The organism is Nocardioides sp. B-3 (genome assembly GCF_024703895.1).
Lineage (GTDB): Bacteria > Actinomycetota > Actinomycetes > Propionibacteriales > Nocardioidaceae > Nocardioides.
Map to the genome: position 1 here is coordinate 1624386 of NZ_CP087968.1, position 15694 is coordinate 1640079.

At 71.2% G+C, this 15694-nt stretch carries 17 protein-coding genes and 5 pseudogenes; 2 read left to right on the top strand and 20 right to left on the bottom strand.

The genetic code is table 11. The features are described from left to right. Positions 1–38: 38 nt before the first annotated feature. The 14 genes and pseudogenes from LP418_RS10735 to LP418_RS10790 form a co-directional block, all read right to left on the bottom strand. Positions 39–596, bottom strand: a pseudogene (locus LP418_RS10735) (potassium transporter TrkG); the annotation flags it as partial. A gap of 129 nt (positions 597–725) precedes the next feature. After that, positions 726–1661 (bottom strand): SEC-C domain-containing protein, encoded by a 936-nt coding sequence (locus LP418_RS10740; RefSeq protein ID WP_257956261.1) that lies wholly within the window; start codon positions 1659–1661, stop codon positions 726–728. A gap of 10 nt (positions 1662–1671) precedes the next feature. Further along, positions 1672–2307 carry a glycerophosphodiester phosphodiesterase gene (locus tag LP418_RS10745; protein ID WP_257956262.1) on the bottom strand — a complete coding sequence of 212 codons (636 nt, stop codon included), beginning with the start codon at positions 2305–2307 and terminating at the stop codon, positions 1672–1674. After that, on the bottom strand, positions 2189–2452 hold the full coding sequence (locus LP418_RS30720) for a glycerophosphodiester phosphodiesterase family protein (RefSeq protein WP_336275965.1): 264 nt from the start codon (positions 2450–2452) through the stop codon (positions 2189–2191). Before LP418_RS30720 ends, LP418_RS10745 begins: the two co-directional genes overlap by 119 nt. A 77-nt stretch (positions 2453–2529) precedes the next feature. Next, positions 2530–4356, bottom strand: coding sequence for a LuxR family transcriptional regulator (locus LP418_RS10750; RefSeq protein WP_257956263.1), 1827 nt, complete (start codon positions 4354–4356; stop codon positions 2530–2532). A gap of 579 nt (positions 4357–4935) precedes the next feature. Next, the gene (locus LP418_RS10755) at positions 4936–5253 is read right to left on the bottom strand and encodes an ATP-binding protein (protein WP_257956264.1); all 318 of its coding nucleotides are present in this window, start codon (positions 5251–5253) and stop codon (positions 4936–4938) included. Between the two features lie 66 nt (positions 5254–5319). Beyond that, on the bottom strand, positions 5320–5814 hold the full coding sequence (locus LP418_RS10760; RefSeq protein WP_257956265.1) for a DUF1579 domain-containing protein: 495 nt from the start codon (positions 5812–5814) through the stop codon (positions 5320–5322). Between the two features lie 130 nt (positions 5815–5944). Continuing rightward, entirely contained in the window at positions 5945–6664 is a 720-nt protein-coding gene (locus tag LP418_RS10765) for an alpha/beta fold hydrolase (protein ID WP_257956266.1), read from the bottom strand. 198 nt (positions 6665–6862) lie between these two features. Beyond that, the gene (locus LP418_RS10770; protein WP_257956267.1) at positions 6863–7084 is read right to left on the bottom strand and encodes a TetR family transcriptional regulator C-terminal domain-containing protein; all 222 of its coding nucleotides are present in this window, start codon (positions 7082–7084) and stop codon (positions 6863–6865) included. Between the two features lie 61 nt (positions 7085–7145). Beyond that, positions 7146–7199 (bottom strand): annotated as a pseudogene (locus LP418_RS33095) (hypothetical protein); the annotation flags it as partial. A 148-nt stretch (positions 7200–7347) separates the two neighbouring features. Then, positions 7348–7446, bottom strand: a pseudogene (locus tag LP418_RS33100) (TetR/AcrR family transcriptional regulator); the annotation flags it as partial. Positions 7447–7517: 71 nt separating this feature from the next. Beyond that, the gene (locus LP418_RS10780; RefSeq protein ID WP_257956269.1) at positions 7518–8186 is read right to left on the bottom strand and encodes a DUF2087 domain-containing protein; all 669 of its coding nucleotides are present in this window, start codon (positions 8184–8186) and stop codon (positions 7518–7520) included. Between the two features lie 326 nt (positions 8187–8512). Next, positions 8513–9604, bottom strand: coding sequence for an ATP-binding protein (locus LP418_RS10785; RefSeq protein ID WP_257956270.1), 1092 nt, complete (start codon positions 9602–9604; stop codon positions 8513–8515). Positions 9605–9665: 61 nt separating this feature from the next. Continuing rightward, positions 9666–9926 (bottom strand): hypothetical protein, encoded by a 261-nt coding sequence (locus LP418_RS10790; protein WP_257956271.1) that lies wholly within the window; start codon positions 9924–9926, stop codon positions 9666–9668. 45 nt (positions 9927–9971) lie between these two features. On the opposite strand from LP418_RS10790, the gene LP418_RS10795 reads away from it, so the two are divergent. After that, entirely contained in the window at positions 9972–10838 is an 867-nt protein-coding gene (locus LP418_RS10795) for a DNA-formamidopyrimidine glycosylase family protein (RefSeq protein WP_257956272.1), read from the top strand. Positions 10839–11064: 226 nt separating this feature from the next. Here the strand turns inward: LP418_RS10795 and LP418_RS10800 are convergent. Together LP418_RS10800 and LP418_RS30725 are read right to left on the bottom strand one after the other, a co-directional pair. Beyond that, positions 11065–11172 (bottom strand): annotated as a pseudogene (locus tag LP418_RS10800) (leucyl/phenylalanyl-tRNA--protein transferase); the annotation flags it as partial. 103 nt (positions 11173–11275) lie between these two features. Next, a pseudogene (locus LP418_RS30725) lies at positions 11276–11509 on the bottom strand (leucyl/phenylalanyl-tRNA--protein transferase); the annotation flags it as partial. Between the two features lie 31 nt (positions 11510–11540). Here LP418_RS30725 and LP418_RS10810 point away from each other — a divergent pair. Further along, entirely contained in the window at positions 11541–12221 is a 681-nt protein-coding gene (locus tag LP418_RS10810) for an EcsC family protein (RefSeq protein WP_257956273.1), read from the top strand. Between the two features lie 106 nt (positions 12222–12327). On the opposite strand, the gene LP418_RS10815 is transcribed toward LP418_RS10810, so the two are convergent. The 4 genes from LP418_RS10815 to LP418_RS10830 are packed head-to-tail and all read right to left on the bottom strand — an operon-like array spanning position 12328 to position 15681. Further along, the gene (locus LP418_RS10815) at positions 12328–13179 is read right to left on the bottom strand and encodes a hypothetical protein (RefSeq protein ID WP_257956274.1); all 852 of its coding nucleotides are present in this window, start codon (positions 13177–13179) and stop codon (positions 12328–12330) included. A 23-nt stretch (positions 13180–13202) separates the two neighbouring features. Beyond that, complete coding sequence (locus LP418_RS10820; RefSeq protein ID WP_257956275.1) at positions 13203–13505, bottom strand: hypothetical protein; 303 nt, start codon at positions 13503–13505, stop codon at positions 13203–13205. Then, entirely contained in the window at positions 13505–14494 is a 990-nt protein-coding gene (locus LP418_RS10825; protein WP_257956276.1) for a hypothetical protein, read from the bottom strand. The genes LP418_RS10820 and LP418_RS10825 overlap by 1 nt, the downstream gene beginning before the upstream one ends. Positions 14495–14550: 56 nt before the next feature. Next, positions 14551–15681 (bottom strand): hypothetical protein, encoded by a 1131-nt coding sequence (locus LP418_RS10830; RefSeq protein ID WP_257956277.1) that lies wholly within the window; start codon positions 15679–15681, stop codon positions 14551–14553. Positions 15682–15694 lie beyond the last annotated feature (13 nt).

Below are 15694 nucleotides of genomic sequence, written 5' to 3' on the forward strand. Positions count from 1 at the left end.
GAGATCGAGTGGAACACCCCGTGCCACGCGGCGTCGGCCCGAGTGTCGTCGTAACGCTGCCGGAAGCGCACCGTCAGCACCGCGGCGAACACCGCCTCGAACGACAGCATCGTGATCGCGACCCGTCGCACGACGTGCCTGACGTCGCCGATGTTGAGGGTGTGGGTCTCCGCCTGCGCGATCAGCGACGACGTCAGCCGCAGCTTGCCGCCCACCAGCAGCCCCAGCAGGGTGGCCAGCGTCATGATCCCGAAGCCGCCGACCCGGATCAGGCCCATGATGACGACCTGTCCGAAGGGCGACCAGTAGGTGGCGGTGTCCACGGTCGTCAGGCCCGTGACGCACACCGCCGAGACGGTGGTGAACGCGGCCGTCAGCACTGGCGGCCGGGTCGGCCCGGGCGTCGAGATCGATAACGAGAGCAGGATCGTGCCGACGACGATCGCAGCGAGGAACGCGAGAGGGACGATCCGTGCGGGGTGCGCCACGGCGCGCCGGAGGTTGCCCACGTGCATTGTCCCCTTCCCGAGACCGTCTCGGCCCAGCCAGCACGCTAGCGGCTGGAGCGGTCGCAACAGGCAGAAGACCGGTCCCATCGGGACCGGTCTCTCGTCGTCATCATGAAATTTGAAAGCCCGGTCGTTGTTGACGGGGGATACAACAACGACCGGGCAGGGAGAAAACTACTCCTCAGTCACTCCACAGACAAGGGGCGGTGAGCATCGTCACCGAATGGTGACTTGGCGGTTGGCCAGACCAGCTCGCGCGGAACGCTCCGCGGCACTCAGGTCGCCGCCCTGACCGAGGGCATCGGCGAGGGCCGCCGCGAACGTGGCCGCCGGTCCCTCGAGCACCGCTGCGCCCGTACCGACCGGCAGGTCCCACACCGGGGCGAGCAGACCGTGGGCCCGGAACATCCCGACGAAGCGCGAGCCCTCGGCCACCGAGTCCCGGCCGGCCGCGTGCAACCGCGCCAGCGCGGTGAGGAGCTCGTCCTCCCGGTGCGGCATCACCCAGCGCAGGTGTTCCTTCGGTCCGACGTTGGTCCAGTACGCCGCCTCGACGCTCTCGAGCCTCGTCGTCGGGTTGGCCGTCCCGTTGGCCTGCTCGAGCGCCGCCGCCACCGAGTCGTCGGGGTCCTCGATGTCGTCGGCCCAGTAGCCGAAGCCGTCGTGGACGGTGATGTCGAGCGTCGTGTTCGAGATCAGGTCCTGCAGTCGCGGGCCTTCGCCGGGCGGCGTGGTGAGGCCGACGACGCCGGGCTCCTCCGTCGCGATGGCGGCCTCGAGCACCGCGCCGAGGTCGCGCGCCGGGTCGCCGTACTGATGGGCAACCTGCAGGCCGAGCCAGATCGCGCCGCTGTCGCGCACCAGCGCGGGCGCGGCCATCGGCAGCAGGGTGCAGAGCCGGACCTCGCGGTCGGTGCTGGGCACGCTCAGCGGGATCGTGGCGGCCGGGACCAGCTCGCGCAGCGCGATCACGTCGCACTCGCCCGGCATCCCCTCGAAGGGGCGACTGACGAACACGGGCGTGGCGCCGCCGGCGGCGCCGTGGCACGCCTTGTAGCGCTTGCCGGAGCCGCACGGGCAGGGCTGGCGCGGGCTGACGTCCCCTTCAGCGGGAGCGGTGTCACGGGCTTTGGTGCGGGACTTCTTGGCCATGCCGCGAAACCTATACGCCGAGGAGCTCCAACATGTAGGCCGGCTTGTCGCTGATCACCGCGGTCACGCCGAGGTCGAGGCAGATCTGCAGGTCCGCGGCGGTGTTGACGGTCCAGACGTGGATCTCGCGATCGGCCGGGCGCAGGTGCTTGCCCGGGCCGGGGTGGTCGCGCAGCTCGCCGATGCCCGGCCCGATGATCCACTCCCTGCCGACGGCCCGACGCAGCATCGGCCAGTGATGGGCCTTCTCCACGAGCATCACCTTGCGGATCTGCGGCGCCATCCGCTCGACGCGCTGCAGCGCGGTGAAGCTGAAGCTCATCACCCGGGCCGGGGAGTCCTCGCCGGTCCAGCCGAAGTCGGCCAGCAGCTCGACGAGGCGGCGTTCGACGAGGCCGCCGTAGCGCGTCGGGTGCTTGGTCTCGATCGCCAGCTCGACCCGACGACCGGAGTCGGCGACGGTCTCGAGCAGCTTGCGCAACGTCAGGACCTTGTTGTCCTCCGGGTCGCCGTCGGGTGCCTCGTCGTCAAGCTCGGCCCACGGGTTCTTCCAGGACGCGAAGTCGAGCTCGTCCAGCTGCGCGAGGTTCATCGTGGAGATGACGCCCTTGGCCGCGGCCGTACGGCGAAGGTCGCGGTCGTGCACACAGACCAGGTGGCCGTCGGCCGTCAGTCGTACGTCGCACTCCGAGGGCCTCCGCCCCGACCTCGATCGCGCGCTTGTAGGCCCGCAAGGTGTGCTCGGCGTTCTCATGGCTGGCGCCTCGGTGGGCGACGACCTGCGGCCTCATGGCCCGACCCTAGGTCTGAACAGGCCTGTGCGTGTGCGCGACGGGCCCAGCGTGCCCTGCGATGGTGGCCCCTGTCCTCACCGTCTCCCGTCCCGCTCGGCGACCATCCGGGCCAGTTCGGTCCGGCCGGCGATGCCGAGCTTGGCGTAGACGTGCTCGAGGTGCGTCTTCACGGTCGACCGGCTCACGAAGAGGCGTTCGGCGATCTGTGGGTTGGTGAGACCCTCGGCCGCCGGGGTCGCGACCTCGACCTCTGTCGGGGTCAGGCTCGCCCAGCCAGCGCCCGGACGGCGCCGCGGACCGCGCGAACGTGTCACCCGGGCAGCCGCCCGGCGAAGGTCCATCGACCGGCCGCGGGCGAGGGCGTCGATCAGTGGGGCCTCAGGCATCCGCTCACCCAGCTCCCGGCGTGGGTCAGGCACATAGCTGCTGGCCCAGAAGCCCGACTCCTCACGCCCGCGATCCACGGCTCCAGTGAGTACGGCAGCGCGGTCGAGGTCGCCGCGGTGGAGGTGGCAGGCGATGATGGCTTCAAGGCAGTAGATGAGACCCATGTCGAAGTCCGAGTCAAGGCCATACCTGAGCGCCTCGAGGTGGAGATCGAGCGCCGCCTCGGGATCGGCGTCATGCAGGAGGATCGCCTGCACGTTGAGCGATTCTGCCCAGTAGAGGGGGAGTCGGGGGGCCTGCTCCGACGACTGCAACCGTTCGACGACGACGGCGGCTGCGGCGTGGTCGCCCAGCCAGATCTGGGCGATCGCGAGAACCAGCTGAGTACGCACCGTCAGGTTCGCCTCGGACGGCTCGGACGACCATCGACTCTCGCGGCGACACCACGCGACCGCCTCCTCCAACCGGCCCTCCTCCAGCGCGAGGATGGCGTGGGTCAACTCATAGCGCGGGATGAAGGGCGCTGGGTCCGCCCCTTGCACCACCCCATCGATGCGCGCCGGGGGCGGCGCGGGCGTCCGCGACCCGCCCTGGGCAGAGCCGGACGTCGGCCAGCGTGCACCGAGGCCGAACCGATGCGATGGAAGTCCCGCAGGGGTTCGGCCACCGCCACGGCCTCCTCGGCCCGCCGGGCCGCCTCCTCGGAACCGCATACAGCGGGCATTGGCCATCGCGAGCGCCCCCAGCGCCATCGAGGCGACACCTCGGTCACCGCGAGCGAGCAGCGAGGCGAGCGGTGCCTCGAGGGCATCGATCGCGTCGGGGTAGACGTCTCGCAGCATCGTGACGAGGCCGACCAGCGCCTGCGCCGCGTCTGTCACGAACCCGTCGCCTGCCGTCATTGCCTCGTCTCGTACGGCGACCGCCACGCGCTCGGCAGCCCCCGGGTCGGTGCCGACCGGGCCGATCGCGACGAGTGCGCGCGAGAGTCGGGACACGCCGCCCGGGGCTTGTCCCTGCCGGTCATCCTCGGCGACGAGCTCGCCGGCCAGTCCCGCCGCGGCCTCGGCGTAGCGATATCCCGCGCCACCGCCGACCGCAGTGTCGGCGACCGGGGCCGCCGAGACCGGGACCTCGGCCCGGAGGAGGTTGCGCTCGCCCGCCCCCAGCTCGACCGCCCGCTCGAGGAAGCGCAGACCCTCGCGGCCCCCGCTCTCGAGGTGCCACCACCACGCAAGCCCGGCCGCCAGCCGTCGACCCCTGCTCGGGTCGGCCCGGGAGAGTCCCCAAGCCGTCGCCGAGCGGAGGTTGGGATAGAGCTGACGGATCTCTGCTCGCCACGTGTCCTTGTCGGTGGTCAGCAGGGGAGCGAGCTCGGCGACCGCCGTCAGTGCGGCATCCAGCTGCGCGTCGCGGACGACGCCGAGCTCGGTGGCGTCGAGCCGAGACTGCGCGTAGGCACGCACCACTCCGAGCATCCGGTAGGTCGCGACTGGTCCACCCGTGTCGGCCACGAGCAACGACGCGTCGAGCAGGCGTCGTACGACGCCCGGGGTGGTCGCCGGGTCCCGGCCCAGTACTGCCGGGGAAGCGGGTCGCCAGCACAGCGGTGAACCCCGGCTCCGGGCCCGCGAGCCGCTGGAACGCCACCTGCTCGGGGCGGGTCAGCAAGTCGTGGCTCCAGCGGATCGATGCCTCGAGTGACTGCTGGCGAAGGGTGCCGCGGCCGGCCGCGTCACCGAGGAGAGCCAGCGGCTCGCGCAACGCCTCCGCGATCTGCGAGGCGGAGAGCGTGCCCATCCACCCGGCCGCGAGCTCCAGACCCAACGGCAGCCGGTCGAGCCGGTCGCAGATGCGGCGCGCAGTCTCCGGGGACAGCGCCCGCGCGGCTGTCCCCGCACGGTCGGTGAGCAGCGCAACTGCGTCCTCGAGCGCCGGGGGCGGCACCCGCCAGACCACCTCTCCAGGAATGTCGAGCGGCCCCCGGCTGGTGGCGACCACGGCGATTCCCGGGCAATGGGTCAGTACCGCACGGACCAGTTGAGCCGCGGCGTCGGCGACGTGCTCACAGTTGTCGAGCACCGGGACCGCCGTCAGGACGCGGAGCTGCTCGACAAGGACCGTGAGCGGTTCCGGCCCCGGCAGGCACCGGGACGCCGAGTTGCCGGGCCACCCCGGGTGGCGACGGCATCGGCGTCACTCTCGTGCTCCAGCTCGACCCAACGCGCGTCGTCGGGCAAGCCCCGCGCCGTACGGGCGAAGCGGGCCGCGAGCCGGGTCTTGCCACACCCGCCGGGACCCACCAGCGTGACGAGGCGCCCCGGGGCAACGAGGTCCGCTATCTCGTCGAGCTCCCGGGCCCTGCCCACAAACGTGGAGAGCTCGGGCGGGGGTACGGCGACGTCAGGCATCGGCAGCAGTCTGACACCGCAACCCGGGGGCCGGGAACGGGTTTCCCGGCCCCGGCACTGGTGGGGTCAGACGACCCGCCTGCCGCCGATCGTGTAGGGGATGTTGGCCTCGGGATCGGCGCCCGGGTTGGGCGACCGGGCACCCGAGAAGCTGTCCCCGTCGTCGCTGAACCTGCCCTCGAACGTCGCGTCGAGCGGACCGTAGGACACCGAGATCCGCAGTTGGTCGCCGTCCAGCTGCCAGCTGTAGGGCAGCGGCTCGGGCGAGATGTTGGAGAAGACCTGCGACGGGAAGGTGCCCGTCTCGGGGTCGTAGCGGACGATCTCGGTGCTGTCGATCTCGACGTAGCCGGCGAAGTCCATGGTCATGTGCTGCTTGAGGAAGAAACCCCCGGGCAGCCATTCGTAGGTGGTGCGCCCGTGGATCGTGTCCTCCTCCCGGCCCTCGAGTCGACCCGCCATGGTCCAGGTCCCGACAAACCGCTCGAGCTGACGGAGCGCGGGGTCGGGGGTGGGCATCATGTCGGTGGCCCGGTTGTCGGTTTCGCTGCTGCTGGTCATGACTGTCTCCCCGGTTCTGTAGCGATCGCTGCTCAACCGCCTCGTGTGTACAACCCTGCTCGGGTGGGGGCTCTCGAAGATCGGCCACATGGCCGATATCGCGCCACCCGGCGGCGGATCGAGCCGCGGCTCAGGCGGACTTGAGGTCTCGGGCGGAAGCGGCGCCTTCCTCCCCCGCGACAAACGCTGTCGCCGTCTTGACGACCGTCGGGGAGTAGAGGATCTGGTGATGGCCCAAGCCCGTCGTCGCGAAGAATCGCGCGCCCACGGCACTGGCCCAGTCAGCGCTCTCGGCGAAGGGCGTCGTCCGGTCGTGCCGGTCGTGCACGACCAGCGTCGGCACGCCCTCGACCCGGTCACGCAGGGCGAACAGATCAACCCCGGAGACCGGATGGCCCACGCGCCGCTCGGCGATGACATCTGCTCGGCGACTGGTCCGGGGGCCGACGCCCAGCATCGCCCAGAGCGCGTCGCGATGAGTGGACAGTCTGACCATGGGGGCGAGCAGGACCAGCCGACCTGCCGTCAGCGAGCCGTGCCGGAGGGCGAGCAGCGTGGCCACCCCGCCCATGGAGTGGGCGATCACCGCGGCTGCCGGACCGAACTCGGCCGCCACGGCGTCGAGGGCTCGTCCGAACTCCGGGGCCGAAGCGCTGCGAGGACCCGGGTGACCGGGATCGGACTCACCGTGCGACGGGCCGTCGAAGACAACGACGCGGTGGCCGCTCGCAACCGGGGGTTCGACGAATCGGGCCAACTGATCGCTGAGACCACCCCAGCCGTGGACGAGGTAGACCGCGGGACCCGTCCCCCAGTGGGTGCCGCGCACGGCACGCTGCTCGAGCGTCACCTCGAACCGCGTCCCGCCGACTGGCAGCCCCGACCGTGGGCGCCCGGGTGGCAGCCGGAACCACACCGCCGCTGCGGCCCGTGCGCCCGGGGCGGGCGCCAGCCACTCGGCAAGGAGGAAGGCGATGCGAACAGAACGACCGATCGTGCTTTTTGAGCTGACATTTGTGGGACTCCTTTTCGCCGGACGGGGCTTCGATCAGGCGCGCGCGGCCGCGATCAGCGACTCGAACGCGATGCGCGTTCGTCGCCCGGCCTGCTCATCACGAAGCAGTCGGACGGCGTGATGGTGGGCGAGCTTGATGCCGTGCACTTCGTAGGCGAACTGCTCCGGGTCGAGGTCCTCGCGGAAATCGCCCTCGGCGATCGCACTTCGAGTCACCGTGGAGATCAGCTCCAACCAGTCGACCTGGCTGTGCACCGGGGGCATCGCGGAGCAGGCCGGGCCGATCGTCCAGCTCGGCCGATGCGGCGACGAACACGCAGCCATCGCCAGCCTCGGCCCACTCCACCCACCGCTCGAACAGCGTCCGCACCCGGGGCTCGCCCCGTTCGGGCGGCGAGTGCCGGCCGGATCACCCGGTCGACGAAGTGCTCGCGCGCCCGGATCAGGGTGTCGAGCTGGAGTTGCTCCTTGGACTTGAAGTGGGCGTAGATGCCGCTCTTGCTCATCTGCATCTGCTCGGCGAGCTGGCCGATGGTCAGGCCTTCGAACCCAATCCTCGTGGCGAGACTGAACGCCTCGTCGAGGATCGAGGTCCCGGTGGAGTCGCCCTTGCCCATACCCAACACATTAGCACGGTCGTGCTTTTATTGGAATGAGCTCAAACTCTGGCGCACTCCCGCCGCCACGGCTAGATGAAGTCATTTCTCGGCATGTCGTTGGCGGCCAACGTCAGCTGGCCGGCGAGTGCACCGTCGAGCTGCTCGCGGACGATGTCGGCGTGGCCGGCGTGCCGGGCGAACCACGGGGCGGGAGCCTGCAACGCCTCGGCGCCGGGATCCATGGACGACGAGGCCGGTCGTCGCGGCGTCGTCCTGCTGCTCCCGGTGGGTGTTCCGTTGCTGTTGGAACACCCCTCCCGCCTCATGCAGACGGAACGTGTCCGCTTCCCGCGAGGAATCCCGGCAGCCACATCGCCTCCCACTCCGGGATCTCCCCGGCGCTCGATCGCTGCCCTCGTCGGCGCCGTCGCGACGACGCGGTAGACCCCGTCCGCGCTTCCGAGGAGGCGGTAGTTGACCAGCTCGCGGCGCAGGTAGGCGAAGTCCTCGTGGACCCCGAGCAGCACCTCGTTGACCTCGGGCTCCGAGTAGTCGCGGCCCGGTTCGAACCGGGTGAGGACCTCGAGCAGCGCCGCCGCCCGGACCTTCCGCTTCGCCGGGATCCGGGCGAGCCGACCCGCGGTGAACAGGCGCGCGACCAGCCGTTCCTGCTCGGTGCGCACAGCGGCGTACGCCGAGGAGTCCTGCGCTTCGATGGCGGCCCCGGCCACCGTGTAGCTCTCGCCGGTCTCGGCCATCCGCGCGCACGACCCGCTTGAAGTCACTGTCCCCGGTCATTGCATTCACTCCGACTGCGTTGCGTCCCCAGTCCGCCGCCGCAGTGCGTGTGAAGCGACGAGTTCGGTGTGAGCGCCCGAGGATCCGCTCCCCTTCGCCGCCTCGCTCGGACTGGGGCCGATGCGCGGGCTGGGCGCTGGACGGCGCCACTGGGACAAGCCTCGCACAGGTCCGTGGGGCGGACCAGCGGTTTTGCGTCAGCCCACGTGCTCGCGCAGGTATCGCCCGAAGTGGGGCACCGTGAAGGCGATCCGACCGCGTTCGCCGGAGTAGATGAGGCCCTTCTTCAGCAACGTCGTCGCGCGGGGGAGAGGGACTGCGGCTTCTTATCGAGGAAGGCCGCGACGTCGGCGGTGGGTACGGCGTCGACGTCGGGTTCCTCGCTCGCGGCCGCGACATCGGCCATCGCGCGGAGGTACTCCCGCTCCCCCGGCGTCGCCCGCTCGTAGCGCGAGCCGAAGAAGCCGACCGCCAGCTCCGACTCGGCCTCCGGCGTCGCGACCAGCACGTCGTCGACGGTGATGGGTGAGCGCGGCGCACGGTCCCAGACCGCCTTGCCGTAGGCCCGGATGAAGTAGGGGTAGCCCCCGGTCGCGGCGTACATCGCCGCGAGCGCGTCGGACGTGAAGGCCGCGTCCTCGTCCTCGGCCGGCGCGGTCAGGGCGCGGTCGGCGGCGTCGCGCGCGAGCCGGTCGATCCGCTGGTAGCTGAAGAGCCGCTCGGAGTAGGACTTCGACGCGGAGAGCACGGCGGGCAGGTGCGGAAGACCGGCGCCGACGACGATCACGGGCAGCCCGGTCTGGCTGATCTCGTGACAGGCCGCGCACAGCGCCGAGACGTCGTCGGGCCCGAGGTCCTGCATCTCGTCGATGAAGACCGCGATCCCCTTGCCGACGTCGGCCGCCAGCCCGCCCAGATCGGTGAAGAGCTCGACCGGGTCGATCTCGATGTCACCGGAATCGGCACGGCCACGGACGGCGGGCGCGTCGATGCCGGGGTTCCACTGGTCCTTCAGCTTGGCCCCGGCACCGGCATCGCGGTGGGCGAACGCCTTGATCACCCCGAGCACGTGGTCGACGCTGTCGGCATCCGTGTGGCCGAGCTCGCGCACGGCCCGGTGCAGGGCACTGCTCAGCGGTCGGCGCAGCCCCCGGTCCGGACGCGCCTCGAGCTTGCCGGTCCCCCAGCGGCGCCGTGCACGGCGGCAGAGCGCAGCGCGTTGAGCAGCACCGTCTTGCCGACACCGCGCAGCCCGGTGAGCACGAGGGAGCGTTCCGGGGGCGGCCTTTGACCACCCGCTCGAGCACGACGTCGAAGGCGGCCAGCTGCTCGTCGCGGCCGGCGAGCTCGGGCGGGCGCTGACCGGCGCCGGGGGCATACGGGTTCCTGATCGGGTCCACGATCAGACCGTATCGACGGATCTAGCGGATTCCCTAGATTCAGACCACGTGCAGCGGGTGCGTGTCCTCGCGGGAGGCCGCGACGGCGTACGCCGCATCGAGCCCGCGCCGGAGCATGTCGATCAGCTCCGGGACCTCGTCGACGGTCAACCGGAACGAGCCGGCGCAGACGTTGTCGCGCCAGAGGGACACGACGACCAGATCGACGTCGTGGTGCCACGAGACGCGGAGTGCGCGATCGTCGCCGCGGGCGTCGAAGAAGATCGACCCCGTCATCGGCAACGGTCGGGCGAGAGCCATGCTCCATTCTCCCCGGCTCGTCAAGAGACTGCCTAGACTCGGCGCATGCCCGAGCTGCCCGAGGTGGAAGCCCCGGCCCCGGACCTGAAGGGCCGGCTCCTCGACCGCGCGATCACCCGCATCGACTCGGCGGCGTTCAGCGCGCTGAAGACCTTCGACCCGCCGCTGCACTCGCTGCACGGCACGCTCGTCGAGGACGTCACGCGGCACGGCAAGTTCCTCGACATCACCGCGTCGGGCACGCACCTGATCATGCACCTCGCCCGTGCCGGCTGGGTGCGCTGGCGCGACGAAGTGCCTGCACTTCCCGCCCGGCCCAACAGCAAGAACCCGCTCGCCGCGCGGATCGTGATCGACGACGAGGCGGGCCTCGACGTCACCGAGGCGGGCACCAAGAAGAGCCTCGCGATCTACGTCGTCCGTGACCCGCAGGACGTCCCGGGCATCGCCCGGCTCGGGCCCGACCCGCTCGACGACGCGTTCACGATCGACGTGCTCAACGAGATCCTGCAGTCGGAGGGGCGCAAGCAGATCAAGGGCGTGCTGCGCCACCGGGGCACGATCGCCGGCATCGGCAACGCCTATTCCGACGAGATCCTGCACGCGGCCCGCATGTCGCCGTACAAGCCCAGCAACGGTCTCGACGACGAGGAGCTGCACGCGCTCTTCGACGCCGTGAAGGGCACGATCGGCGCCGCCGTCGAGCGCTCCCGCGGCCTGCACGCCAGCGAGCTCAAGGGTGAGAAGAAGACCAACCTCGCCGTGCACGGCCGCACCGGCCAGACCTGCCCGGTGTGCGGCGACGTGGTGCGCGAGGTGTCCTTCGCCGACTCGAGCCTGCAGTACTGCGCGACGTGCCAGACCGGTGGGAAGCCGCTCGCCGACCGGCGGATGAGCAAGCTGCTGAAGTAGGTCTCAGCAGAACGCGGCCGGCAGCGGCACGCCCAGCGCGTTGCGCAGCTTCTCGAGGTACGTCGGTCGCGGGATCTCCACCACCCCGAGCGTGGCGAGGTGGTCGGTGCGCCACTGCACATCCAGCAGTCGTTCCTCCCCGTCCGTCAGGATCTCGACCCGGGCCCATGAGAGCGACCTTCGACGCGTCGCGCTCGCGGTGGAACATCGACTCCCCGGCGAACAGCCCACCGATCGCGACGCCGTAGAGCCCGCCGGCCAGCCGGTCGTCGCGCCGGGCCTCGACCGAGTGCGCCCAGCCGAGCCGGTGCAGCTCCGGGTAGGCCGCGCGCACATCGCGAGTGATCCAGCCGTCGGGCCGCTTGCGGTCCCCGCACGTCGATGACCTGCTCGAAGTCCGTGTCGACCCGGATCTCGAAGTCGCGGGCCGACCGTCTCAGTGACTTGGAGACGACGAGCCCGTCGAGGGGCAGCACGCCTCGCCGTACGGGCGAGAACCAGCCCATGGGATCGCGCTTCCCGCCAGTGGGCATCGGGAAGAGGCCTTGTGAGTAGGCGCCGATCAGGGTGCCCGGTGCGAGGTCGCCACCCATTGCGACGAGGTCGTCGTCGGGGTCCCACTCCGCGGGCTCCGGAAAGACCCAAGGACTGGGCTCGGGCAGGACGGGCATGGATTCGAACCTATCTGGCTACGCTTGCGCCATGAGCGTCGCCGGCAACGTGGGCAAGCGACTCGCCCCGAAGATCACCCGGGCCGCACCCGGCCTGACGACGTCCTTCGTGCGCGAGGCGCTCAACCGCGCGATCGAGGGTGTGGGCCCGCTGCCGGGCGCGGCGGCCGCCGCCGACAAGCAGCTCGCCGAGCAGCACGGCAACGTCGAGCGAGCGATCCACGAGGTGATCGAGAACCACGTCCGCTACGCCGGTGCGCAGGGCTTCCTGACCAACGTCGGCGGCCCGGTCACCGCGGCGGTGGCGATCCCCGCCAACATCACCGGCCTGACGCTCGTCCAGTGCCGGATGATCGCCGGCATCGCGCACCTGCGCGGCCACGACCTCAACGACCCGCGCGTGCGCAACGCGATCCTGACGACGCTGCTCGGCGAGGACTCCGTCGCCAAGCTGGTGAAGAAGCGCAAGATCCCCGCGCCGCCGATGGCGCTCGCCACTGCCCCCGCGCACGACGCCGGGCTCGACAAGATCATCCGGGCCGAGGTGGGCGCCGACCTCGTCGCCCGTGTCGCCGGCAAGCGCCTCGCGGTCACCGTGGGTCGACGCGTGCCGGTCGTGGGCGGCCTCGTCGGCATGGGCGCCGACGGCTATGCCACCCGGAAGGTGGGGCGGTACGCCGATCGCGAGATCCCGGCCCGCCCGCGGGCGTAGCTCCGGCCTCGCTGTCTGGCTCGGTCGAGGATCCTCAGTAGTTAAGTGCGAGTTTGCGTTCGCGCTTGGGACCACCAACTCGCACTTAACTACGCAACTCTCGAGATCAGCGGCGACGAAGCTTGCGGTAGACCTTCAGCGCGCCGCGACCGGACCTGCTCTTCTCCATCGCCCGGACCGTCTTCTCGGCCGTCGTGCGCTGGGCCAGCTCGAGCTCGCGACGGGTCTCGTCCAGCTCACGCGCGAGCGTCGACTCCGACTGACGGAGCCGGGAGCCCTCGACCAGCAGCGCCTTGATCGCGTCGAGAGCGGGCTGCAGCAGGTCGGCGGCGGGTGCGGAGTCGGGGTCGGTGAAGGTCTCGGCCGGCTGGCCGATCAGGTCGGCGACGTCGCCGACCACGTCGTAGCCACGCTTCTCGATCTCCTCGACCCGGGTCCGCGACAGCTCCTGCACCCACTCGTGGGTCGCGGGCGGCAGCGCGAGGCGAGCAGACTTGGTGCGCTGCGACAGGGTCCGGTGCGCCAGTAGCTCGCGCACCAGCGGCCGGTAGTCGGGCGGGTCGACAACCGGCGTGACACGCTTGTTGATCAGGCGCAGCAGCGCGGTCTCGGGCACGCCCATCGACGGGTTGGCGCGCTCGGCGGTGAGGTCGAGCTCGAGCCCGTCGAGCCCGAACGTGTGGCTGAACCGCCGCCACAGCTCGTCCGGCGCAGAACCCGGCTTCGGCACCGTGACGAGGTGCACCTGCGAGGGCGGGAGGATCGATCCCCAGCGGTCGAGGATGTCGGGGATCTCCTGCGCACCCCAGAACCACGAACCGATGCGGGTGTCGCGCGACGGGTCGCGGATCATCTTCAGGAAGTGGGCGTAGGAGACGAGGCTGCGGTGCTTGACGTTCTCCTGCCACTCCGCCGGGACCCGGCGGACCGGGTCGCGCACGGACACGATCAGGTGCACCTCGACGCCCTCGCCGAAGGACGTCAGCGCCCGGTCGATCTGCGTCGGCGAGGCGGGTGGAGAGGATCTCGTGGCTGATGATCGAGGTGCCGGGCCGGGCGCGGACCTCCGCGGCCAGCCGGTCCCACGCGCCTACCGCCTCGGTCTCCAGCCCGCCCCGTGTCAGGCGCATCAGGTCGAGGGCGGCCGGGGAAGTGCCCGTCGAAGCGGTCGGCGGGGTAGAGGATCCCCTGCGCGCGCAGCGACTCGCGGTTGCGGAAGAGCACGTCCTGCAGGTATGACGTGCCGGTCTTGGGGGTGCCGACGTGGAGCAGGACCTTCTTCATCACTGCTCCTTCCACGAGTCGTCGACCAGCATGCGTACGGCGAGCGCCAGCACCTGCTCCGGCGTGGCCACGTTGACCGAGGACCCTGACGGGACCACCGTCGCCGGATCGCCGACGACAGGGTAGCCAGCACGGCTCAGCGACCGCGCCATCCGCTCCCCCGCGGCGTGCACCCACTCCCGGTGCTCCTCGGGCAGAGACACCGGTGGCGTGTCGGTCGCCGGCATCCGCGGCAGCAGGGTGCGCGTCATCAGGTCGGCCCGCTCGTCGGCCGGCACCAGCAGCCCGACGACGGTGGCGATCCGGCGCGCGAGCTCCGCGGCGTCGGCACCCGGCCGTGTCGGGGGTGGCAGTCGGCGTACGCCGAGAAGACCCGGGAGCTGCGAGCGGTCGAGCACCACGCTCACGCGACCGCGTTGCCGGTCGACGACGGCCGGCAGGTCGATCCGGGGCGGCAGCTCGCCGCGCTGCTGCCAGAAGCGCAGCCATTCCGGCCAGCCGCCCGAGCCGCGCTCGAAGCACCGGCGGGTCCACACGTCGGCCAGCATCTGGTCGAGGGGCCCGCCCGGGACGAGGGTCTGGGCGCCGTGACCGCCGGGCGGGCGACCGCGGCCGGTGAGGTGTTCGCGCACGAGGGCGGCCTCGATCGGGTCGCCGGCGACGCGGTAGCTGCGGTGCCAGATGCGCCGAACGCGACGCTCGGGAGCCGGCACTCCGAGGGCGACGACGTCCTCCGCCAGCACGCTCGTCGCGACCCGGACCAGCTCGTGCGCGGGCAGCAGGCTCGGGTCGACCGGCCCGGGTCCGTACGGCGACTCCTCGACCCCGAGGAGGGCGAGATCCGGCTTCCCGCGACCGGGAGCAGCGGCGGTGAGCACGCGATCCGCGAGTCGAGTGCTGAGGTGGCTGTATCCACGCTTGGGGATATCACTCGACTCGGCGAGGTTGAGCCTGCGCAACAGCTCGAGCTGCTGCGCGCCGGGCAGCACCCGGGCGGACGGCTCTGCGGAGCCGGCCCAGGGACAGCCACGGCGTGGTCCCGCCCTCACGCAGGTGCGCGACCCAGCCCCGGGCGCGCGAGGTGCCGCTCAACGGTCGCGCAGCCGACGGGCCTGCTGGCGCAGCCGGTGGCCCAGTCGCCGCTCGGCGTACGCTCGGCGGCCTCGCGCGTCATCGTCGTGAGCGCATCGAGCGCGGCACCCAGCTGCAGCTTGGGGCTGACGCGGTCGGGATCGCGCCACGGCTTGTCGGGGTTGGGGCGGACCGGACGCAGGTCGTCGGCCTCGCCGACCACGTCGACGCCGGTGGTCTTGAGCCAGTCGATCCAGACCTCGGCACGGGTCTCGGCGTAGTCGAAGCGATCGGGCGGCAGCCGCACCGGGATCGAGTCGCGTGACGCGAGCACGTCCTGCGCCAGCAGCTCGCGGATCAGCGCGTCGTAGGTCGCGTCGCGCCACATCGGCAGCTCGAGGCGACGGTTGAGGCGGCGGACGAGCTGGGTCTCGGCGATCCCGAGCGAGCGGTTGGCCCGCTCCGAGTCGAGCGGCGCCCACGCCGGGTCGATGCCGAAGGCACGGCAGAACCGGAGCCAGAGCTCGTCGCCGGTCGGGCCGCGGTGGTGCGGAACGGTGACGACGTGCACACGCTCGGGCGGCAGCTTGGCGCCCCGTGTCTCCAGCACGGCGGGCAGGTCCATCGACGCGCGGAACCGGGTCTGGTTGCGCTCGACCTTGTCGAGGAAGTGCTTGAAGGTCCACTTGCGGCCCTGCTTGATGCTCTCCTGCCACGCGGCCGGAAGCGCCCGGCCGAGATCGCGCGCGGAGTAGACGACGTGGATCTCGCTGTCGGAGAGGTCGTTCATGACGCGCGCGACGACGTCGGGCTTGGCCGGTGCGAGCACCTCGTGGCTGATGATGGCGGTGCCGTTGGCGCGACGCACGCGCTTGACCATCGTGTCCCGGGCACCCACGGCATGGCCGGGCTTGCCGCCCCAGTCCCGGTCGAGCAGGTCGAGCGCCGCACGGAAGTGGAAGAGGTCCGCGTCGACGAGCCGGTTCTTCGTCGGGATCGTCACGCCGTGCTCGGCCAGCGACGCCCGGTTGAGCATCAGCCGGTCCTGCAGGTAGGTCGTCCCGGTCTTCGGGGCGCCGATGTGGAGATAGACGACGCGGCTCATGGGGCCATCTTGC